Source organism: Neisseria sp. 74A18, from assembly GCF_001308005.1.
In the GTDB taxonomy this organism is placed as follows: Bacteria; Pseudomonadota; Gammaproteobacteria; order Burkholderiales; family Neisseriaceae; genus Neisseria; species Neisseria dumasiana.
Window position 1 is genome coordinate 13534 of sequence record NZ_LGZA01000004.1, and the last position, 20165, is coordinate 33698.

The 20165-nt window shown below is 53.0% G+C and carries 18 protein-coding genes; 7 read left to right on the top strand and 11 right to left on the bottom strand.

Translation table 11 applies throughout. The features are described from left to right. Positions 1-129 precede the first annotated feature (129 nt). Positions 130-2580 carry an endopeptidase La gene (lon, locus tag AKG43_RS02365; protein ID WP_054598980.1) on the bottom strand — a complete coding sequence of 817 codons (2451 nt, stop codon included), beginning with the start codon at positions 2578-2580 and terminating at the stop codon, positions 130-132. 290 nt (positions 2581-2870) lie between these two features. Here lon and AKG43_RS02370 point away from each other — a divergent pair, with 290 nt between their 5' ends. Genes AKG43_RS02370 through lipA form a run of 3 tightly spaced genes read left to right on the top strand, consistent with a single transcriptional unit; the run spans position 2871 to position 4747 of the window. After that, the gene (locus AKG43_RS02370) at positions 2871-3143 is read left to right on the top strand and encodes a YbeD family protein (RefSeq protein ID WP_054598981.1); all 273 of its coding nucleotides are present in this window, start codon (positions 2871-2873) and stop codon (positions 3141-3143) included. A gap of 3 nt (positions 3144-3146) precedes the next feature. Continuing rightward, complete coding sequence (gene lipB, locus AKG43_RS02375) at positions 3147-3767, top strand: lipoyl(octanoyl) transferase LipB (protein ID WP_054598982.1); 621 nt, start codon at positions 3147-3149, stop codon at positions 3765-3767. Continuing rightward, positions 3764-4747, top strand: a complete 984-nt coding sequence (gene lipA / locus AKG43_RS02380) for a lipoyl synthase (RefSeq protein WP_054598983.1) — start codon at positions 3764-3766, stop codon at positions 4745-4747. Before lipB ends, lipA begins: the two co-directional genes overlap by 4 nt. Before the next feature lie 124 nt (positions 4748-4871). Here the strand turns inward: lipA and purF are convergent, their stop codons facing one another. The 8 genes from purF to AKG43_RS02420 form a co-directional block, all read right to left on the bottom strand. After that, the gene (gene purF / locus AKG43_RS02385) at positions 4872-6410 is read right to left on the bottom strand and encodes an amidophosphoribosyltransferase (protein ID WP_054598984.1); all 1539 of its coding nucleotides are present in this window, start codon (positions 6408-6410) and stop codon (positions 4872-4874) included. Positions 6411-6427: 17 nt separating this feature from the next. Further along, positions 6428-6925, bottom strand: coding sequence for a CvpA family protein (locus tag AKG43_RS02390; RefSeq protein ID WP_054598985.1), 498 nt, complete (start codon positions 6923-6925; stop codon positions 6428-6430). Beyond that, positions 6925-8112, bottom strand: a complete 1188-nt coding sequence (locus AKG43_RS02395; protein WP_054598986.1) for an SPOR domain-containing protein — start codon at positions 8110-8112, stop codon at positions 6925-6927. The genes AKG43_RS02390 and AKG43_RS02395 overlap by 1 nt, the downstream gene beginning before the upstream one ends. Positions 8113-8124: 12 nt before the next feature. Further along, a complete protein-coding gene (gene folC, locus AKG43_RS02400; RefSeq protein WP_054598987.1) occupies positions 8125-9411 on the bottom strand; it encodes a bifunctional tetrahydrofolate synthase/dihydrofolate synthase in 1287 nt (428 codons plus the stop codon). 63 nt (positions 9412-9474) lie between these two features. Continuing rightward, positions 9475-9897 carry a protein YgfX gene (locus AKG43_RS02405; protein WP_054598988.1) on the bottom strand — a complete coding sequence of 141 codons (423 nt, stop codon included), beginning with the start codon at positions 9895-9897 and terminating at the stop codon, positions 9475-9477. Between the two features lie 3 nt (positions 9898-9900). Then, on the bottom strand, positions 9901-10260 hold the full coding sequence (locus AKG43_RS02410) for a hypothetical protein (protein WP_054598989.1): 360 nt from the start codon (positions 10258-10260) through the stop codon (positions 9901-9903). Between the two features lie 104 nt (positions 10261-10364). Continuing rightward, positions 10365-12041, bottom strand: coding sequence for a cation acetate symporter (locus tag AKG43_RS02415; RefSeq protein ID WP_054598990.1), 1677 nt, complete (start codon positions 12039-12041; stop codon positions 10365-10367). 4 nt (positions 12042-12045) lie between these two features. Next, positions 12046-12360 (bottom strand): DUF485 domain-containing protein, encoded by a 315-nt coding sequence (locus AKG43_RS02420; protein WP_054598991.1) that lies wholly within the window; start codon positions 12358-12360, stop codon positions 12046-12048. A gap of 269 nt (positions 12361-12629) precedes the next feature. Between AKG43_RS02420 and AKG43_RS02425 the strand changes: the two genes are divergently transcribed. After that, positions 12630-13511, top strand: a complete 882-nt coding sequence (locus AKG43_RS02425; RefSeq protein WP_054598992.1) for a LysR family transcriptional regulator — start codon at positions 12630-12632, stop codon at positions 13509-13511. A 116-nt stretch (positions 13512-13627) separates the two neighbouring features. Here the strand turns inward: AKG43_RS02425 and AKG43_RS02430 are convergent, their stop codons facing one another. Both AKG43_RS02430 and edd read right to left on the bottom strand, forming a co-directional pair. Next, positions 13628-14254 (bottom strand): bifunctional 4-hydroxy-2-oxoglutarate aldolase/2-dehydro-3-deoxy-phosphogluconate aldolase, encoded by a 627-nt coding sequence (locus AKG43_RS02430; protein WP_054598993.1) that lies wholly within the window; start codon positions 14252-14254, stop codon positions 13628-13630. A 98-nt stretch (positions 14255-14352) separates the two neighbouring features. Further along, positions 14353-16191, bottom strand: a complete 1839-nt coding sequence (edd, locus tag AKG43_RS02435; RefSeq protein ID WP_054598994.1) for a phosphogluconate dehydratase — start codon at positions 16189-16191, stop codon at positions 14353-14355. Between the two features lie 421 nt (positions 16192-16612). On the opposite strand from edd, the gene zwf reads away from it, so the two are divergent. The 3 genes from zwf to AKG43_RS02450 all read left to right on the top strand — a co-directional run bounded on the left by zwf (position 16613) and on the right by AKG43_RS02450 (position 19909). Further along, the gene (zwf, locus tag AKG43_RS02440) at positions 16613-18070 is read left to right on the top strand and encodes a glucose-6-phosphate dehydrogenase (RefSeq protein ID WP_054598995.1); all 1458 of its coding nucleotides are present in this window, start codon (positions 16613-16615) and stop codon (positions 18068-18070) included. A gap of 71 nt (positions 18071-18141) precedes the next feature. Beyond that, positions 18142-18840: a 6-phosphogluconolactonase gene (gene pgl, locus AKG43_RS02445; RefSeq protein WP_054598996.1), complete on the top strand. Its 699-nt coding sequence runs from the start codon at positions 18142-18144 to the stop codon at positions 18838-18840. Beyond that, a complete protein-coding gene (locus AKG43_RS02450) occupies positions 18821-19909 on the top strand; it encodes a glucokinase (protein ID WP_082402949.1) in 1089 nt (362 codons plus the stop codon). Before pgl ends, AKG43_RS02450 begins: the two co-directional genes overlap by 20 nt. Positions 19910-20165: the final 256 nt, after the last annotated feature.

The window sequence follows — 20165 nt, forward strand, 5'->3', positions numbered from 1 at the left end:
CAAATCCGTACATCTGCCGACTTTATAGCAAGCCTAAAATCAACGTGTCAAGCAAAAAGATGCGTAGTATCGGGCTTTTTAAAGCTTTCTTTACAACACCCGCATCTTTTACAACAGATTCCAACAAAATCAGTGTTTGGTTGCCTTTACGCTTGACTTGCGGCCTGATTTAGCCAATGACGAATCAGTGGGCGCTTCTTCGTTTTTCCATGGTTCGGGCTGGCGTTCCAAGCCGAATGCCAGCACTTCTTCGATCCATTTCACCGGATGGATGGTAAGCCCTTTTTTCACATTGTCGGGGATTTCTTCCAAATCCTTAACATTGTCTTTCGGAATCAGCACATGTTTGATGCCGCCGCGTAGTGCAGCCAGCAGTTTCTCCTTCAAACCGCCGATGGGCAATACTTCTCCGCGCAGGGTGATTTCGCCGGTCATGGCTACATCGGCCCGTACCGGAATTTGGGTGAAAGCCGATACCATGGCCAAAGTCATGGCAATACCTGCACTGGGACCGTCTTTCGGCGTAGCACCTTCGGGCACATGGACGTGAATGTCTTTTTTCTCGTAGAAGTCGGGAGACAGGCCCACGGCTTCGGCACGCGAACGTACGACGCTCCATGCTGCGGATACAGATTCTTTCATCACGTCGCCAAGTTGGCCTGTGCGGATGATGTTGCCTTTGCCGGGCAAAGCGACGGCTTCGATGGTGAGCAATTCGCCGCCGACTTCAGTCCATGCCAAACCGGTTACTTGGCCGATGCGGTTTTCGTCTTCGGCAACACCGTAATCGAAACGGCGCACGCCTAAGTACTCGTGCAGGTTTTTTTCATCAACCTTCACGGCTTTGGTTTTCAGACGGCCTCTGCCGGAAGCGGTGGTTTTTTTATCTTCGGCCAGCGTAATTTTCATCACGACTTTACGGCAGATTTTGGCGATTTCGCGGTCGAGCGAGCGCACACCTGCTTCACGGGTGTAGTAGCGGATGATGCCGCGTACTGCACTCTCGTCTATAACCAATTCGCCTTCTTTTACGCCGTTGCGTTTCATTTGCTTGGGTACTAAATATTGCATGGCAATGTTGATTTTTTCGTCTTCGGTGTATCCTGAAAGACGGATAATCTCCATACGGTCAAGCAAAGCGGGCGGGATGTTGAGGCTGTTGGATGTGGCGATAAACATAACGTCGCTCAAATCATAATCCACTTCGGCATAGTGGTCGGCAAACGAATTGTTTTGTTCGGGGTCGAGTACCTCCAACAGTGCGCTGGCGGGGTCGCCGCGGAAATCACTGCCGAGTTTATCGATTTCATCGAGCAAAAACAGCGGATTTTTCACGCCGGCTTTAGCCATATTTTGCAGAATTTTACCCGGCATCGAACCGATATAGGTACGGCGGTGGCCGCGGATTTCGCTTTCGTCGCGAACGCCGCCCAGTGCCATGCGCACATATTTGCGGCCGGTTGCTTTGGCAATGGATTCGCCCAGCGAGGTTTTACCTACGCCCGGAGGGCCGACCAGACACAAAATAGGTCCTTTGATTTTGTCCATGCGTTTTTGTACGGCCAAATATTCCAAAATGCGTTCTTTAACTTTTTCCAAGCCGTAATGATCCGCATCCAAAACCAAATCGGCTTTGGCTAAATCTTTGCTTACGCGCGATTTTTTCTTCCACGGCAGTTCGAGCAGGGTGTCGATGTAGTTGCGCACTACGGTGGATTCTGCCGACATCGGCGGCATCATTTTCAGCTTTTTCAGTTCGGACAAACATTTTTCTTCGGCCTCTTTGCTCATGCCGGCTTCTTTAATCTGTTTTTCCAACGCTTCGAGTTCGCCGCGTTCGTCTTCTTCTCCCAGCTCTTTTTGAATGGCTTTAACCTGTTCGTTCAAATAATATTCGCGCTGTGATTTTTCCATCTGACGTTTGACGCGGCCGCGAATGCGTTTTTCCACCTGCATGATGTCGAGTTCGGCTTCCAGCTGGCCGAGCAGGTATTCCATGCGGTCGGTAATGCTCACGGTGTCGAGCACTTCTTGGCGCTGTTCCAGTTTAAGCTGCAAATGTGCGGCCACGGTATCTACCAAGCGGCTGTTTTCGTTGATGGCGTGAATGGTGCTGATGACTTCGGCCGGAATCTTTTTGTTGAGCTTGGCAAATTGGTCGAATTGCGAAAGCAGGGTGCGGCGCAGGGCTTCCATGTCGGGATTGTCGGCATCGGTGTCTTCGGCGGTTTCAACATGCGCCATAAACAGTTCGCCGGTGTCTTCTACTTTCAAGGCACGGGCGCGGTGTACGCCTTCTACCAATACCTTCACGGTGCCGTCGGGCAGTTTCAATACTTGCAGAATTTGGGCGACCGTGCCCATTTCGTGCAAATCTTCGGCATTGGGTTCGTCGTCGTTGGGGTCGCGCTGGGCAAGCAGAAACACCCGTTCGTCGTTGTCCATGGCTAGGTTCAACGCAGCGATGGATTTTTCGCGCCCCACAAACAGGGGCAGAACCATGTGCGGATAAACCACCACATCGCGTAGGGGCAGGGTAGCCAGAGCGGCGTATTCCTCAATATGTTTGTCTGTAGCCATAATTCTCAGTCTCTTTAATCATTTACTGGAAGACTTACTGAAACATCCGGCGTGTTTGCGGTTGTTTCGGGCAGGTCTTTTATTTATCGGGTTGCCGCCTACATTGGGCTGGTGGAGTGCTATTTCAAGCCTTGAAAAAATTTCGACAGCCGATATTTTACTGCGGGTAATCAAACGGCCTTTTACAAGGCAGTATAATGGATTGGCCAACGTGTTTGCGTTAAAATACTGCCGGTTTGAGTGATAAGGCCGTCTGAAACCTTTCAGACGGCCTATACTGAGGAAACACCATGACTGAACACAATACTTCGTTAATCGAATTTCCCTGCAATTTTCCCATCAAAGTGATGGGGGGGCAGCATCCGGAGTTCGAATCTTCGGTGCTCGCTTGCGTGCAGAAACACGCGCCGGAAACCCAAGCGCACCACGTCAGCATCCGTCCGAGCAGCAAAGGCAACTACTTGAGCGCCACGGTGCAGGTGAATAATGTGCAAAATCAGGAGCAGCTCGATAATATCTATCGCGACCTTACCGCCCACGAGTTAGTTAAAGTAGTGCTGTAAAACATGAAAACCGTACAACTGGGGTTGGCCGATTACCAACCGGTATTCGAAGCCATGAAGGCTTTCAATGCCGCCCGAACCGATGAAACCGAAGACGAATTGTGGGTGGTAGAACATCCGCCGGTATTCACGCAGGGTTTGGCGGGTAAGCCCGAACATTTGCTGTTGCACAGCGATATTCCCGTCGTGCAAATCGACCGGGGCGGGCAGATTACCTACCACGGCCCCGGGCAACTGGTTGTTTATACCTTAATCGATTTCAAACGCCGCAAAACCAGCGTGCGCCACATCGTTACCGCTTTGGAAAACGGCATCATCGCCACATTGGGCGAATACGGCATAAATGCTGCAGCCGATCCCCAACGCCCCGGCGTATATGTCGGCGGGCGTAAAATCGCTTCTTTAGGGCTGCGGATTAAAAACGGCTCGGTATATCACGGTTTGGCTTTGAACATCGATATGGATTTGTCGCCGTTTCGATATATCAATCCCTGCGGCTATGCCGGTATGGAGATGGTTCAGATGGCCGATTTCATCGACCCTTGCCCAACCTTAACGGAAGTGGCGGACAAACTTACCGCACACCTTACCAAACAACTCGCCCCGAAAGACACCATATCATGAGTGAACACAAATTAGACAACGCCCAAGGCGTGAAGCATAAAGGTGCAGCCAAAACTGCCCGTATTCCGATTAAAGTCGTACCGCTGGAAGAAAAACTCAAAAAACCCGAATGGATCCGCGCCAAGCTGCCTACCGGTAAAAAGTTTTTCGAAATCAAAAATATTTTGCGCGACCAAAAAATGCATACCGTTTGCGAAGAAGCCAGCTGCCCCAATATCGGCGAATGTTTCAGCAAAGGTACTGCCACCTTTATGATTATGGGTGATATTTGCACCCGCCGTTGCCCGTTTTGCGACGTCGGCCACGGACGCCCTAATCCGCTCGACCCCGAAGAACCCAAGAACCTTGCGGAGTCGGTAGCCGCCATGAATTTACGTTATGTGGTGATTACTTCGGTTGACCGCGACGACTTGCGCGACGGCGGCGCACAGCATTTTGCCGACTGTATCAGCGCCATCCGTGAAAAAAGCCCCAACACCAAAATCGAAATTCTTGTGCCGGACTTCCGCGGCCGTTTGGATATCGCTCTGGAGATTCTCTCGCGCACGCCGCCCGATGTGATGAACCACAATCTCGAAACCCATCCGCGTTTGTATAAACAGGCGCGCCCCGGTTCCGATTACAAACATTCGCTGGAACTGCTGCGCCGCTATAAAGAAATGCAGCCCGATATTCCCACCAAATCCGGCATTATGGTCGGCTTGGGCGAAACCGACGAAGAAGTGCGCGAAATCATGCGCGACATGCGTGAGCACAATATCGAAATGATAACCGTAGGCCAGTATCTCCAACCTTCAGACGGCCACCTGCCTGTGTTGCGTTATGTTACGCCTGCGCAATTTAAAGAGTTTGAAAAAGAGGCTTACGAAATGGGCTTTACCAACGCCGCTATCGGTGCCATGGTAAGAAGCTCGTATCATGCCGACGAACAGGCTACCCAAGCCTTGCAGGAAAATGTGTTGAATCACGCGGTTGATTAGAACGGTGTGAGCAACAGAATGAACAGCGGCAGATTTGCTGCTGTTGATTTATCTGTATCTGTAAACGGTTTTCAGACGGCCTGATGAGTATCAGAGGCCGTCTGAAAGCAAAGAACCGAAAAGATTATTCTTCTTCGTCGCTATGGTTGTTGATGCGGATGGCGGTATGTATTTCACCGGCGGGAACCGTAGAAGGCGAAGATTTGTCGTCAGACAGCTTCTGCAAATATTCTTCGTCTATATCGCCGGTAAGGTAACAGCCGTTGAAACATGAAGCATCGAAACCGGCAATGTCGGGATTGAGCTTTTTAACGACTTGTTCCAGTTCGGCCAAATCTTGGAAAACGCAGCCGTCGGCACCGATTTCGCGGGCAATGTCATCATTGGAACGACCGTTGGCGATTAATTCTTCGCGCGTGGGCATGTCGATACCGTACACATTGGGAAAGCGCACTTCGGGAGCGGCTGATGCAAAATAAACTTTGCGGGCGCCGGATGCGCGAACCATCTCAACGATTTCTCTGCTGGTTGTGCCTCGAACGATGGAATCATCAACCAGCAAAACGCTTTTACCTTTAAATTCCGATTCCATAGGGCTGAGTTTTTGGCGCACCGATTTTTTGCGGGTTGCCTGACCCGGCATAATAAACGTGCGGCCGATGTAGCGGTTTTTGATTAAACCTTCGCGATATGGCTTGCCGAGATGATGGGCCAGCTCCATCGCGCTGGGGCGGCTGGTGTCGGGAATCGGCATCACCACGTCGATGTCGTCGATAGGCAGTTCGCGCTTCACTTTCTCTGCCAGAGTAATGCCCATATTCAGGCGCGATTGATACACGGATACGTTGTCAATCACCGAATCGGGGCGGGCGAAATACACATATTCAAACAGGCAGGGGCTCACTTGCGGATTCTCGGCGCATTGGCGGGAGAAAAAACGGCCGTCCAGCGTGATGAATACGGCTTCTCCGGGGGCGATGTCGCGGTCCAAATCGAAAGCCATGCCGTTGAAGGCAACCGATTCCGAGGCAATGGCGTAGGCGGTTTTGCCGTTTTCGTCGGTTTGCGTGCCCAAAACCAAAGGACGGATGCCGAAGGGGTCGCGGAAGGCTACCAAACCGTATCCGGCGATCATGGCAACCACACCGTATGCACCCCGCACGGTTTTGTGCAGTTTGGCAACGGCATTGAAGATATTGTCCACACTGAGAACGGAGGAATCGGAGTCGGTTACTTCACGGCGTAATTCGTGGGCGAATACGTTGAGCAGCACTTCGGAATCGGAACGGGTATTGATGTGGCGCAGGTGCTTGTTGCACACGTTTTCATACAGTTCGGCGGTATTGGTGAGATTGCCGTTGTGTGCCAATACGATGCCGAAAGGGGAGCTGACGTAAAAAGGCTGGGCTTCCGCGGTGCTCTCGGCATTGCCGGCGGTGGGATAGCGCACATGGGCGATGCCGGCGTGGCCGGTCAGATCGCGCATGTTGCGGGTGCGGAAAACATCACGCACCATGCCTTTGCCTTTGTGCATGTGGAAAATGTTGCCTTCGACGGTTACGATGCCCGCAGCATCCTGCCCGCGGTGTTGCAGCATTTGCAGGCCGTCGTAGAGGCTTTGGTTAACGGGTTGGTAGGCTACCATGCCTAATACGCCACACATTGTTTTTTCTCCGAAAATTAAAGAGAGGGGTTGGGTAGTTGTTCTGTAATCACAGACGATAAATAGGGTACGGCAAGCTGTGCCAATGCTTCAAAATAGCTTGCGCTCAACGACTGCTGCCAGCCTTGGGTGTGCGGCAGGTCGGTAAACGAGCAAACGGTTACGGCCAAAGTAACCAGCAAGATGCCTTTGGCCGCGCCGAACAGAGCGCCGAGCAGGCGGTTCACGCTGCCCAAGCCGCTGGCTTTTACCGCAGAAGTGAGCAACGAACGTAAAAAATGCTGCACGAGCCATGCAGCAAAGAATAGGGTAACGAAAGATAAAGCGATGCTTAAGGCTTGGGGTTCGAACGAACTGAATGCAATTTCGGCAAAAGGCACGGCAAATATTTTGGCTACGAGAAAAGCCACAATCCATGTGATCAGCGAGGCGATTTCAACAATCAGCCCGCGCATCATCGAGACGATGATACAGATACCGATAAGACCAAACGCGAGAATATCGAAAGTCGTCATTATTGCTGCCCGATGACCATGCCGTCCGCACCTTTTTGGCGGATTCTTTCCAAAGCTTTTGCGGCGGCTTCACGGTTGGGATAGCTGCCGGTGCGGACGCGGTACACTTTGCCTTTGCTGGTTTCGGTTTCGCTCACATAAGTGCTCACGCCCGCATCGGCCAGTTTTTGTTGCATTTGCTGGGCTTGCTGGCGGCTGCTGTATGCGCCGATTTGAATCATGGCTTTGGTGTTGGTTTTGCCTTCGAGAATGGCTTTGGGGTCGCTTTTTTCAGCCGGGCGGGAAGACTTGTTGGCCAGAGCGTCTTGAGCGGCCTTGCGGTTGGCTTCTTGCTGTTTTTTCTGTTCGGCTTGGGCGGCACGTTTTTCCGCTTCGGCTTTGGCTTTGGCCTGCTGTTGCGCTTTCAGACGGCCTGCTTCTTGTTTGGCTTGGTGTGCGGCTTTTTCGCGTTCTGCTTCTTTGGCGGCCGCTTCGGCTTTGGCTTTTTGTGCGGCTTGTGCTGCTTTTTGCTGTGCGGCTTTCTGTTCGGCAGCTTTTTTCTCGGCGGCTTTACGCGCGGCTTCGGCTTGGGCGTCGGGTTCGACGCGGTTGTTGATGATGACTACGGGAGGTGGAGCGTTGTCGGCTTCGGCTTTCGGTGCTTCGGTTTTGGCCGGCTTGCTAACCGGTGCAGGTGCGGGTTTGACAGATTCTTTTACTGTTTTTTCAGACGGCGTTTCAGGTTTGGTTTCGGGTTTGGCTGCGGCTTGCTGTTTGGCCGTCGCTGTTGCGGCTGCGGCAGTTTCGGCCGACGGTGCGGGAGCAGGTTCGAGCACGGGTTGGGGGGCGGTTTCTGCTTCGGTTGGTGCGGGAGCGGTGAGCGGATTATCCAGCTCGACGCTTTCCGTGCCGCTTTCGGGTGCGGGTTCCAGCACGGCGGCAGGAGACAGATCGGAAGCGTCGTCGGACGAAGCGGCGCGGTTGGGCTGGATAACCGATTGCGTTTGTTCCGGAGAGGCCGTCTGAACGGAAGAGGCGGCTTTAATGGTAATATTTTCGGCTTCGGCACCTTCGTTGCTTTGGCTTAATACCCTGGCCAAAATAAAGCCCGCCACAATAACCAGTGCCGAAGCTCCGACCAAGCGGCGGCGGTTTTTTCGCTTGAGTTGTTCGTATTCGTTTAACGATTGGAAGCGGTTGTTTGCCATGTTCTGCCTTGTTTACAGGGTTGCCATAACCTCGGCAACGGTGTGGAAGGAACCGAAAACGGTAATTCTATCATTTTCCGAAGAAGCCGCCAAAGCTGCTTGGAAGGCCGTCTGAATATTGTTGAAACAGGTTATGTTTTCGATGTTGTGTTCGGCCAGTTTCCGGCTTAATGAATCTATATCCATGCCGCGCGGCAGGTGCAGCGGGGCGATGTACCATTCGTCGAACTGGTCTTTAACGATGTCGAGCACTTGGTCGATGTCTTTGTCGGCCAAGATGCTGAACACGGCGGTGCGTTTTTGGGCGAACGGCAACGCCATCAGCCCTTGCCTCAAGGCGCGTGCGGCGTGCGGATTGTGGCCTACGTCGAGAATCACCAGCGGCCGGCCGGGCAGAACTTGGAAGCGGCCGGGGTTGCTCACCAGCAGCAGGCCGCGTTTGATAGAGCCGATGTCGATGGGCAGTTTGTGGTTCAGGCATTCGATAACGGCCAGCGCGCAGGCGGCGTTGTTCAGTTGGTACGCGCCGCGCAGGGCGGGAATCGGCAGGGCATTGCGGTTGCGTTTGAGGCCGTCTGAAAACAATCGGTCGGATTGCGGGTGGAAATGGAACGACCATTGCTGCTGTTCGAGTTTGCTGAAATCGAAATCGCGCTTGATCAGCAGCAGCTCCGCGCCGATGTTTTCGGCATGTCGGCGTAGGGATTCGGGCGGCGGGTTTTGGCCGCAGATGGCGGGTTTGCCGCCGCGGAACACGCCTGCTTTTTCGTAGCCGACTTGTTCGACGGTGTCGCCCAAGAACGATTGGTGATCCAAATCGATGCTGGTAACAACGGCGCAGTCGGCATTGAAAATGTTGACGGCATCCAAGCGGCCGCCCAAGCCGACTTCGAGCACCATCACATCGACTTGTTCGCGTATGAAAATATCGACGGCGGCTAAGGTGTTGAACTCGAAATAAGTCAGCGAAATATCGCCGCGCGCGGCTTCGATGCGCTCGAACGAGGCGACGATGGTTTCGTCGCTCACAGGCTCGGCGTTGACGGCGATGCGTTCGTTGAATTTGAGCAGGTGCGGGCTGGTGAGGGTGCCGACTTTGAAGCCCGCCTGTTTGTAAATCTGGGTAAGAAAGGCGCAGACGGAACCTTTGCCGTTGGTGCCTGCCACGACGATCACGGGGCATTGCGGGTTGAGGTTCATGGCGGCTTTGACTTCGCCGACGCGCGACAAGCCCATGTCGATCAGGCCGGCGCTGTGTGCGGTTTCGAGATGTGATAACCAGTCGTTGAGTGTTTTCATGATGGTGTTGTGTCGGTGTGTGAGGCCGTCTGAAACACGCAGAGCGGGTTTCAGACGGCCTGTTTATGTTTTCGGTTGCCCCCAGCGCGCCCATACGAGCAGGCGGCGGTAGCTTTCGCGGTCGGTCATGTCGGGCAGGATGAACTGCCGAATCTGCCGGTCGCCCAAGTCCCATTTTAAAAACAGGGCGTAGCGGGAAACCAAGCTGCCTGCGCACAGGCCGGCGGTAAAGGCGGTTTGTTCGCTGCCGACGAAAACGGCGGCTTTTCCCTGCGGGCCGACGGCGATTTTGTGTATGGCATCGGGGCGGTTCAGCTTATGTATGCGCCATGCCCAAATAAGGCTGGCGGCCAGTAAAATCAAGCCTGCCGCACGCATGGTTCCGTGGAAGGCAAACAGGCAGGCAAGCACCGCCCAAAGGTGCAGCAATACGGTAAGGGTTAATGCTGTGCGGGAAGGTTTTAAGGCCGTCTGAAAAGCCTGCATGGTTTACATCATGTTGTCGAACACGGGGCTGACGGTCATGTCGGCTTCTTCCATGTCCAGCACCATATCGTGGATTTCCACTTCGAAATATTCCCAAAACGCTTTCAGGCTCATGTCTTCGGGCCATTTGTTTTTGGGGATGTCCCAACCGGCGATTTCGGCTTCAAAGATCTGCTGGTAACGCTCGTCGAAGTAGGAAACCACGGCTTCGGGTTCGTCGAACTGCGGCACGAGAAACACCGAGCAGTTGCTGCGGATTTGTTCGAGGGTTAGGTCGGGCATATTGTCGTCGGCCTGTTTGAGCCATGCCAGAAAGTGTGCGGTGGGTTTCAGCACCACGGCGGTGCGGTCTACGAAATACATGAAGTTTCCTTGCGGGCGTTTGTTTCAGACGGCATTGTACTCAATATTGAGGCCGTCTGAAATATCGTTTTCAGACGGCCCGTTATGCTACGGAACGATGTTTATTAGTGGTCGCTGGCTTCAGCCGCGCCGATACCGGTCATCGAACGTACATATTGAGCTTCGAAGCCTGCTTTATCCAATTCGGCCTGTTTCGATTTGTCGGTAATCGAGAAGAACCAAGCTGCGATAAAGGCCAGCGGAATCGAGAACAGGGCAGGGTTGCTGTATGGGAAGATGGCTTCTTTGTTGTGCAGCACTTTCACCCAAACGGTCGGGCCTAAAATAATCAGCACGAAAGCAACCAATAAACCCAAGAAACCGCCGATAACTGCGCCGCGTGTCGTTAAGCCTTTCCAGAACATCGACAAAGCCAAAATCGGGAAGTTGGCCGAAGCCGCCAGCGCGAACGCCAAGCCCACCATGAACGCTACGTTTTGGTTTTCAAACGCAATGCCCAAGATAATCGCCAAAATACCCAAACCTAAAGTGGCCAAGCGGGATACGCGCATTTCTTCTTCTTGAGTGGCTTTGCCTTCGCGGATTACAGAAGAATACAAGTCGTGGCTTACCGCAGACGCACCGGAGAGGGTCAAACCGGCCACTACCGCCAAAATGGTGGCGAATGCGACGGCTGAAATGAAGCCCAAGAACAGGTCGCCGCCCAATGCGCCGGACAAATGCACCGCCGCCATATTGGTGCCGCCGATCATTTCCACAACCGATTTGCCGTCTTGAATCATGGTGGTAAAGAATTGCGGGTTGTCTTTGGTAACGAAAATAATCGCGCCGAAACCGATGACGAAGGTCAGCAGGTAGAAGTAGCCGATAAAGCCGGTAGCCACGAATACCGATTTACGCGCTTCTTTAGCATCGGGCACGGTAAAGAAACGCATCAGAATGTGCGGCAGACCGGCCGTACCGAACATCAGGGCCAAGCCCAGCGAGAGCGCATCAATCGGGTTGGACACCAAGCCGCCCGGCGCCATAATCGCCGTGCCTTTTTCATGGATTTCGGTGGCTTTCAGGAACATGCCTTCCAAGCTGAAACCGCTGGCTTTCAAAATCATGAATGCCATGAAAGTCGCACCGGAAAGCAGCAGCACGGCTTTGATGATTTGCACCCAAGTGGTTGCCAACATACCGCCGAACAATACATACGCCACCATCAGCGCGCCCACAATCACCACGGCCGAAGTGTAGCTCATGCCGAACAGCAACTGAATCAGTTTGCCCGCACCCACAACTTGCGCGATCAGATACAGAATCACCACCAACAGCGAACCGCTGGCTGCAAACACGCGCACGGGTTTTTGTTTCAGGCGGTAGGCAACTACGTCGGAGAACGTGAATTTACCCAAGTTGCGCAAGCGTTCGGCTACGAGGAACAATACAATCGGCCAGCCCACCAAGAAGCCGGTGGAGTAGATCAGGCCGTCGTAACCGGTGGTGTACACCATGGCTGAAATACCCAAAAACGACGCGGCAGACATGTAGTCGCCGGCAATCGCCAAGCCGTTTTGGAAGCCGGAAATGCCGCCGCCGGCGGTGTAGAAGTCTTTGGTGGATTTGTTTTGCTTGGCAGCCCATTTGGTAATAAACAGGGTACCGCCGACGAAAATCAGGAACATCACGATGGCCGCGATGTTTAAGGGTTGTTTTTGAACTTCGCCGGTGAAGGCATCGGCCCATACGCTACCCGAAACCAGCAGGCCGGATAAGGTGATTAGTAATTTATTCATGCGTTTATTCTCCCTCAACTTCCCGCACAACTTCTTTGGTCATGTCTTCAAATTTGCCGTTGGCAATGCTCACATAAATCCCTGTGGTGATGAACGAAAAGATAATCACAAACAAACCGGCGTAAATGCCCCAAGTGGTGATACTGCCTTCGGATACGGGGCGGGCGAAAATTTCGGGCGACGTGCCGATCATCCAAATGTAGAAAACATACATAAAAAATATGACGGCAGAAAATCCCCATCCTATGAGTGCTTTCTGGCGCGCCATACGCTGGAATTTGGGATGCCGGAGCACCCGTTGTGCCGTTTGTTTTTCCATTTTTTCTTCTCCTTTCGTAAAACCTTTAAGGTATGAACGATGGGCATTAAAATTAAAAAATATTGCAATGGCTAATTTTATTTTCTGATAGTATCAATTTGTTTTGTTGATGGTATAAGCCAAAAAATATGATTTTAAAAGAAATATCATTCTTAAAAAAACTTTTCAGACGGCCTCGAAATGTGTTAAAACAAGCAAGCGGACACTGCTTTAAATCAAGCCGCATAACGCTTTATTCATAACATAATAAATAGATGAAGTGAGAAATAATGGACTACAACCAACTGAAAACATTCACCGAGGTTGCCCACATCGGCAACCTGACCCAAGCGGCGGAGCGTTTGCATTTATCGCAGCCTGCCGTTTCGGCACAAATCAAGTCGCTTGAAAAACGGCTTAACGTAACCTTGTTCAAACGCACCACCAACGGTATGGAGCTGACGCCGGCGGGGGAAGTGTTTCTGCCCGAAGCTGAAATTTTATTGCAACACCATCACAAGCTCGACTGTTTCGCCAAAACCTTGGCCGAGCATTATGTGGCTCATACCGATATCGGTTTGATTCATCCCGTTCCTTCCGACAAAATCACCCGCCTTACCGAAAAAGTGCTCCGCCACGATCCGGATATTCTGCTGCATATCCAATACGGCATGAGCGGGGAAATCGAGCAGCGCATTCTCGACAAACAGCTGCACGGCGGCTTTTTTCTCGGGCCGGTCAACCACCGCAGCCTGCGCAGTATTTTTCTGCAAGACCTCCACTATTCGCTGATTTGCCCTGCAGAAGCCGAGCAAACGGTGCGGCAGGATTTGCCTGCCAGCCTCGGCCAGTACGCATGGATTGAAATGTCGGGCGTATCGGGCAGCCGCAAACACATGCAGCAGTTTTGGCGCAAACACAAAATTTCGCCCAAGCGCCAGATTATCTGTGATTACTCTCAAACCATCATTGATTTGGTGTGTCAGGGAACCGGCGTGGCCGTGGTGCCGGAGCACCGTGCGCGTTCGGCGAAAGAAAGCGGCAGGCCGATTGCGGTGATTGAGGAATACCGCCAAACCATGCCGCTGAATTTCATTTATCTGAATGAGTTTGAAGAAGACCCGATTCTTAATCTGCTGAAAAATTCCGTGGAAGAAGTGTGGGGAATATAGCCGATAAATCTGTGTATTTATAATTGGAGTGCCGATTGATATAACGGAGCCGTTTTTAGTCAGAAAGGCCGTCTGAACAAATATTTTCAGACGGCCTCGTGCGTTTTGAGAGGAACTTATTTGGCCTTCAATGCCGATGCTTCTTTAGCCAATCGGGTAATCGCGGCCCAATCTTTATTTGCCACTGCGTCTTTAGGCGTGAGCCACGAACCGCCGACACACAATACGTTGGGCAGTTTCAGGTATTCGGGTGCGGTTTCGAGGCTGATGCTGCCGGTGGGGCAAAACTTCACTTGAGGGAAAGGGCCGTGCAGGGCTTTGAGCATGTTGATGCCGCCCACGACTTCGGCGGGAAAGAGTTTCATGGTGTCGATGCCGTGTTCCAGTGCGAGCATAAGTTCGCCGGGCGTGGCAATGCCGGGAATCACGGCGATGCTGCTTTGGGCGGCGGCTTTGGCGAAATGAACGTTGAAACCGGGGCTGATGGCAAACACGGCGCCTGCGTCTTCTACGGCTTTGAGCTGTTCGCCGTTGATTACCGTGCCTGCACCGACGATGGCGCCGGGCACTTCTTTTTTAATCAGTTCGATGGCTTTGATGCCGTGCTCGGTACGCAGCGTGATTTCAAGCGTAGGGATGCCGCCTTCGACCAAGGCGTGTGCCAAATCGACGGCGGTATGGATGTCGTTGATGGCCATTACGGGAACGACTGCGCCGGCGGAAAGGATGTCGCGTGCATTCATGTTTGCTCCAATCTGTTAAGACGGTAAGGCCGTCTGAAAAGTGTTGCGGAAGTGTTTTCAGACGGCCTGTCGGGAATGAGGCCGTCTGAAAAGCCGGTTCAGGCGAAGTCGCCGCCGAAGCTCATGGCACCGGTTTCTGCGCTGCTGGTCATGCTGCGGAAGCCGGCGAACAGTTCGCGGCCGATGCCGTGGGTGTTTTTGCTCAAGTCGGCCTCGGCGGTTTCGCGCGCGTTCCATTCGGCTTCGTCAACCAAAGCAGTCAGCTCGCCGGTAACGGAATCGAAGCGGATCATATCGCCGGTGCGGATTTTGCCGATGCCGCCGCCGAGCAGGGCTTCCGGGCTCATGTGGATGGAGGCGGGTACTTTGCCCGATGCGCCCGACATGCGGCCGTCTGTAACCAAGGCAACTTTGAAACCGCGGTCTTGCAGAATGCCCAAAGGCGGGGTGAGCTTGTGCAGTTCGGGCATGCCGTTGGCGCGCGGGCCTTGAAAACGGACGACGCAGATAAAGTCGCGTTCCAGCTCTCCCCGCTCAAAGGCCGCCAACACTTCGCGCTGGTCGTTGAAGACGATGGCGGGTGCTTCGATGATGCGGCAGTGCTCGCGCACGGCGGAAACTTTGATCACGCCGCGGCCGATGTTGCCTTTCATCAGGCGTAAGCCGCCGTCGGGCGAGAAGGGGCGCGAGAAGGGGCGCAGGATGTCTTCGTCGCGGCTTTCGGCAACGGCGTCTTGCCATTCGAGTTTGCCGTCAATCAGGAAAGGCTCTTTGGTATAGGCTTCCATGCCGTGTCCCATCACGGTATCGACATCGTCGTGCAGCAGGCCGTTGTTGCGCAATTCGCGGATCACGAAAGGCAGGCCGCCGACAGCAGCGAAGTGGTTAACGTCGGCTTGGCCGTTGGGGTAAACGCGGATTAATAGCGGAACGATGGACGATATTTCATCGAAGTCGTCCCAAGTCAGAATAATGCCGGCTGCGCGCGCCATGGCTACCAAGTGCATGGTGTGGTTGGTGGAGCCGCCGGTTGCCATCAGGCCGATAAGTGCGTTGACAAACGATTTTTCATCGAGCATTTCTCCCATAGGTTTGGCCGTGCCGTTTTTGATGCTTTCGACCAAATGGGCGGCGGCGTAGCGGGTCAAGGCTTCGCGCATGGGTGTGTAGGGGTGGAAAAAGGCGGCGGCAGGCAGATGCACGCCCATCATTTCCATCATCATTTGATTGGAGTTGGCCGTGCCGTAAAAGGTGCAGGTGCCGGGGCTGTGGTAGGAACCCATTTCGCTTTCGAGCAGCGCATCGCGGCCGACTTTGCCTTCGGCGAAAAGCTGGCGGGTGCGGGCTTTTTCTTTGTTGGCGATGCCGCTTTGCATAGGCCCTGCGGGTGCGAAAATGCCGGGTATGTGGCCGCAGCTCAACGCGCCTATCATCAGGCCGGGTACGATTTTGTCGCACACGCCGAAATACAGTGCGCCGTCAAACATTTGGTGCGACAGGCCGACGGCGGTGCTCATGGCGATGACGTCGCGCGAAAACAGTGAAAGCTCCATGCCCTCGTAACCTTGGGTAATGCCGTCGCACATGGCGGGCGTGCCGCCGGCCACTTGCGCGGTGGCACCGTGTTTTCGGGCTTCGTCTTTAATCCAGTCGGGAAACTGGAAAAACGGCTGGTGTGCCGAAACCATATCGTTATAGGCGGTAATCATGCCCAAGTTCGGTGTGTTGTGTTTGAGCATTTCGATTTTGATGGTTTGCGGCATGGCGGCATAGCCGTGGGCAAGGTTGGAGCATCCCAGTTGGTCGCGTTCGACACGTCCTTGCTGTTTCAGTGTGCGGATGCGTACAAGGTAGGCTTCGCGGGTAGGGCGGCTGCGTTCGATGATGCGTTCGGTTACGGCGGCCAGTTTGGGGTGTAGGGGAGCAGGAGTGTTCATAAGGCTCTGCCTTTCGTAGTGGTCTTCGGCGGAAAGTGCTTTTTGCTTGGTGTGTGCTTTGTTTTAAAACAGATTCAAACAGATAAGGCTGTCTGAAAGCTTTATTGATTAAAATTATAATATAGATTGTAGTTAAGTTACAAAATAATGCTTGCACTAGGTCAAACTTTCTTGTGTAGTTTTGTAACAAAATGAAATGATCGGTCAAATAAGGATTTGGCGATATGTTTACATAGGTCAAATTTTTATGAAAAACAGCATAGACAAAAACTGTAGTGCTGTGTAGGATTGCTACTGATTTTATTCTGATTACAGTTACAGAATACGGCGTGTAGTTTTATGCAAATCATGTAAGCCGTATGCAGCAGATTTATATTTAGTTATGGCGTTGAGCCAGCCTCAGTAAACGAAAGAAGACGTGATGAATACGCAAACAAACTTTGATTTGGTGTTATTTGGTGCAACCGGCGATTTGGCCATGCGCAAGCTTCTACCCTGCCTGTATCAGGCTCATGTGGCCGGGCTGCTGCATCCGCAAGGCCGTATTTTGGGCGTAAGCCGCAGCGATTTGGATACCGAAGGTTTTCTCGCCAAAGTGGAAAGCCATTCCAAAATCCATATTAAAGAAAACTTAAGCGATGAGGCGTGGGCATCGTTTGTCAAACGCATCGCTTACCTCACCGTAGATGTTACCCGTTCCGAAGATTTCGGCACATTGGCCGAAACGGTTAAAGCCCGCCGCGAAACCGACAACGTCGTTATTTATCTCTCAACCGCCCCTAAATTTTTTGCCCCCGCGTGTGAAAACCTTGCCGCTGTGGGCTTGAATGCCGACAACGTGCGTATCGTATTGGAAAAACCCTTGGGCACCGATTTGAAGTCTTCGCAAGAAATCAACACCGATGTAGCGCGTTTTTATAAAGAAGAACAGATTTACCGTATCGACCACTATTTGGGCAAAGAAGCCCTGCAAAACCTGTTGGCGCTGCGCTTTGCCAATGTTGTGTTCGAGCCGTTGTGGAACAACAAATATGTGAAAAGCGTTCAACTGACCATTGCCGAACAATTGGGCGTGGAAGAGCGCGGCGAGTTTTACGACATCACCGGTGCGCTGCGCGATATGGTGCAAAACCACTTGATGCAGATGCTGTGCATGACGGCGATGGAAGCGCCCGCCAGTTTGGATGCCGATGCCGTGCGCGATGAAAAACTGAAAGTGATTAAGTCTTTGAAACCGCTGACTTTGGCCGATGTCGATGCAAATGTGGTGCGCGGCCAATATACCGCCGCCCAAAAAGACGGCCAAACCGTCAACGGCTATTTGCAAGAGCATAACGTACCTGCCGACAGCCGCACCGAAACCTATGTGGCTATTAAGGCGGAAATCGACAACCAACGTTGGGCGGGCGTGCCTTTCTATTTGCGCACCGGCAAACGCATGGCGGGTAAAGTAGCCGAAATCGTGTTGAATTTCCGCGAGCTGCCCAACCATATTTTTGAGGGCAGCCAAAAAGCCCCCAACCGTTTGGTTATCGAACTGCAACCCACCGAATCCGTCTGCCTGTACACACAAGTCAAAACGCCGGGTGCGGGCAACCGTGTGGAACTGACCGCGTTGAGCGTGGATATGGGCAAAGAAGTGGCCGGCCGCCGTGCCGAGGCTTACGAACGTTTGCTGCTCGACGTGATCAACGGCAAGCTGGCATTATTCAACCGCCGCGACGAACTGGAAGCCGCGTGGGAATGGGTAATGCCGATTATGGACAACTGGGCTGCCAGTTCCGTGCCGCCTCACGGATACGAAGCCCATTCGTGGGGGCCGGAAGCCGCCCGCCAATTGTTGGCACGCAACGGCGACAAATGGCACGAAGAGCAATAACAGCTTTTCAGACGGCCTGTCGATTATGCGTTTGAGGCCGTCTGAAAAACGATACCGAAAGAGAGTTCATTATGGCTTACCAATGGCACCAACATGAAAACGCCGCTGCTGCTTCTGCGGCATTGGCCGACGCCGTGGCTGCTTCGTTGCAGCAGGCTTTAGTTAAACAAGGCGGAGCCGTGTTGGCTGTGTCGGGCGGGCGGTCGCCCATTGCATTTTTCGAAGCCTTATCGCAGAAAGATTTGGATTGGGCGAAAGTAGGCATAACGTTGGTGGACGAGCGTATCGTGCCGACCACCCATGCCGACAGCAACACCGGCTTGGTGCACGAATACCTTTTAAAAAACAAAGCTGCCGCCGCTACTTGGATTCCCGTGGTAGAAGCAGGAAAAACCGAAGCCGGTTTATCTCCCGAAGCAGTGGTTCAGACGGCCTTAAAACACTACCGCCAACCCGACGTGCTGGTGTTGGGCATGGGCGGCGACGGGCATACTGCATCATTGTTTCCGCAGGCACCGCAATTGGACAAAGGCTTGGATATGCAAAACAGCGTGCCTTTGCTGCACACCACTCCGGTTACCGCGCCCCACGAGCGTATCAGCATGACCTTGGCTGCCATTGCCGCAACGCCTGCCGTTTTTCTCGCCATTCAGGGCGAAGAGAAAAAAGCAGTATTCGACCAAGCCGCTGCGGCCGCTTCCAAAGATTTTCCGATCGGTTATGTACTCAATAACGAAAAGGTAAACTGCCATGTCCACTACTCAAACTAAAGAAGATCAAGCTTCCGGCAAACACGCTCCCGCACCTGCCGACACCGTTGAATGGCCGCGCTTGGTTGCCGACATCGGCGGAACCAATGCCCGTTTCGCATTGGAAACCGCTCCCCAACAACTCGAAAAGATAGAAGTGCTGCCGTGCAACGATTACGATACCATCGTCGATGCCATCCGCGAATACTTGAAACGCGCGGGCAACCCGAAAATCAGCCATGCGGCGATTGCCATTGCCAATCCGATTTTGGGCGATTGGGTTCAGATGACCAACCACCACTGGGCATTTTCCATTGAAACCACCCGCCAATCACTGTGTTTGGAAACCTTGATTTTGCTGAACGATTTTACTGCGCAGGCATTGGCGATTACCCGTCTGCCCAAAGAAGAATTGGTTCAGGTCGGCGGTTCCAAACCGGTAGAAAACGCACCCAAAGCCGTTATCGGGCCGGGCACGGGGCTGGGGGTGAGCGGGTTGATACCCAGCAATTCCGGCTGGGTGCCGTTGGCCGGAGAAGGCGGGCATGTCAGCTTTTCCCCGTTTGATGATGCCGAAATCATGATTTGGCAATTCGCTAAGAAAAAATACGGTCATGTTTCTGCCGAGCGTTTTTTGAGCGGAGCAGGTTTGACGCTGATTCATGAAGCTTTGTCGGCCAAAGAAGGCGTGAAGCGTCAAAAAATGACACCGGCCGAAATCAGTGAGCAGGCTTTGAGCGGTTCATCGCCGTTGTGCCGTTTGACGTTGGACATTTTCTGCGCCATGTTGGGCACGGTATCGTCGAATCTGGCGTTAACATTGGGTGCAAGCGGCGGCGTGTATTTGTGCGGCGGCATCATTCCGCGCTTTATCGATTACTTCAAAAACTCGCCTTTCCGCACGCGCTTCGAGAGCAAAGGCCGGTTCGATGCCTATTTGGCCGCCATTCCCGTATATATCGTATTGGGCAAATACCCCGGTATAACCGGTGCGGCCGTAGCGTTGTCGAACCATCTGCAAGGCAAGTGCAACAATACCGCGGCTTTGGGCGGTGCGGCAGGTAAAAAAGGAGAAACGGCAAAAGCATAGCCGCCTGCTTTTCGATACCGCAACCGCACGGAATGCCGTGCAATAAAACCCACACCGTTCCGTGCGGCAGTTGGCTGTTTGCTGATACGGCAATAAAATGTCGCACAAATACGCAGGTGGCGTTTAATACCTGAATACATAGTCAATGAACTTAACTTGTAGTACGACGACACGCCTAGCAGAAATAAAGTTTATTTGCCATACCTGTTCAGACGGCATACTGCTTGAATATACAGGCAGCAGATTATAGAAAGCA

What these genes read in the sequence shown, in the direction of transcription:
- edd (WP_054598994.1), bottom strand. Translation starts at nt 16,191, where the DNA reads ATGAACACTCCTGCTCCCCTACACCCCAAACTGGCCGCCGTAACCGAA.
- purF (WP_054598984.1), bottom strand. Translation starts at nt 6,410, where the DNA reads ATGTGTGGCGTATTAGGCATGGTAGCCTACCAACCCGTTAACCAAAGC.
- lipA (WP_054598983.1), top strand. Translation starts at nt 3,764, where the DNA reads ATGAGTGAACACAAATTAGACAACGCCCAAGGCGTGAAGCATAAAGGT.
- AKG43_RS02420 (WP_054598991.1), bottom strand. Translation starts at nt 12,360, where the DNA reads ATGGAAAAACAAACGGCACAACGGGTGCTCCGGCATCCCAAATTCCAG.
- pgl (WP_054598996.1), top strand. Translation starts at nt 18,142, where the DNA reads ATGGCTTACCAATGGCACCAACATGAAAACGCCGCTGCTGCTTCTGCG.
- zwf (WP_054598995.1), top strand. Translation starts at nt 16,613, where the DNA reads ATGAATACGCAAACAAACTTTGATTTGGTGTTATTTGGTGCAACCGGC.
- AKG43_RS02415 (WP_054598990.1), bottom strand. Translation starts at nt 12,041, where the DNA reads ATGAATAAATTACTAATCACCTTATCCGGCCTGCTGGTTTCGGGTAGC.
- AKG43_RS02370 (WP_054598981.1), top strand. Translation starts at nt 2,871, where the DNA reads ATGACTGAACACAATACTTCGTTAATCGAATTTCCCTGCAATTTTCCC.
- lon (WP_054598980.1), bottom strand. Translation starts at nt 2,580, where the DNA reads ATGGCTACAGACAAACATATTGAGGAATACGCCGCTCTGGCTACCCTG.
- AKG43_RS02450 (WP_082402949.1), top strand. Translation starts at nt 18,821, where the DNA reads ATGTCCACTACTCAAACTAAAGAAGATCAAGCTTCCGGCAAACACGCT.
- AKG43_RS02395 (WP_054598986.1), bottom strand. Translation starts at nt 8,112, where the DNA reads ATGGCAAACAACCGCTTCCAATCGTTAAACGAATACGAACAACTCAAG.
- AKG43_RS02405 (WP_054598988.1), bottom strand. Translation starts at nt 9,897, where the DNA reads ATGCAGGCTTTTCAGACGGCCTTAAAACCTTCCCGCACAGCATTAACC.
- AKG43_RS02390 (WP_054598985.1), bottom strand. Translation starts at nt 6,925, where the DNA reads ATGACGACTTTCGATATTCTCGCGTTTGGTCTTATCGGTATCTGTATC.
- AKG43_RS02425 (WP_054598992.1), top strand. Translation starts at nt 12,630, where the DNA reads ATGGACTACAACCAACTGAAAACATTCACCGAGGTTGCCCACATCGGC.
- AKG43_RS02430 (WP_054598993.1), bottom strand. Translation starts at nt 14,254, where the DNA reads ATGAATGCACGCGACATCCTTTCCGCCGGCGCAGTCGTTCCCGTAATG.
- lipB (WP_054598982.1), top strand. Translation starts at nt 3,147, where the DNA reads ATGAAAACCGTACAACTGGGGTTGGCCGATTACCAACCGGTATTCGAA.
- AKG43_RS02410 (WP_054598989.1), bottom strand. Translation starts at nt 10,260, where the DNA reads ATGTATTTCGTAGACCGCACCGCCGTGGTGCTGAAACCCACCGCACAC.
- folC (WP_054598987.1), bottom strand. Translation starts at nt 9,411, where the DNA reads ATGAAAACACTCAACGACTGGTTATCACATCTCGAAACCGCACACAGC.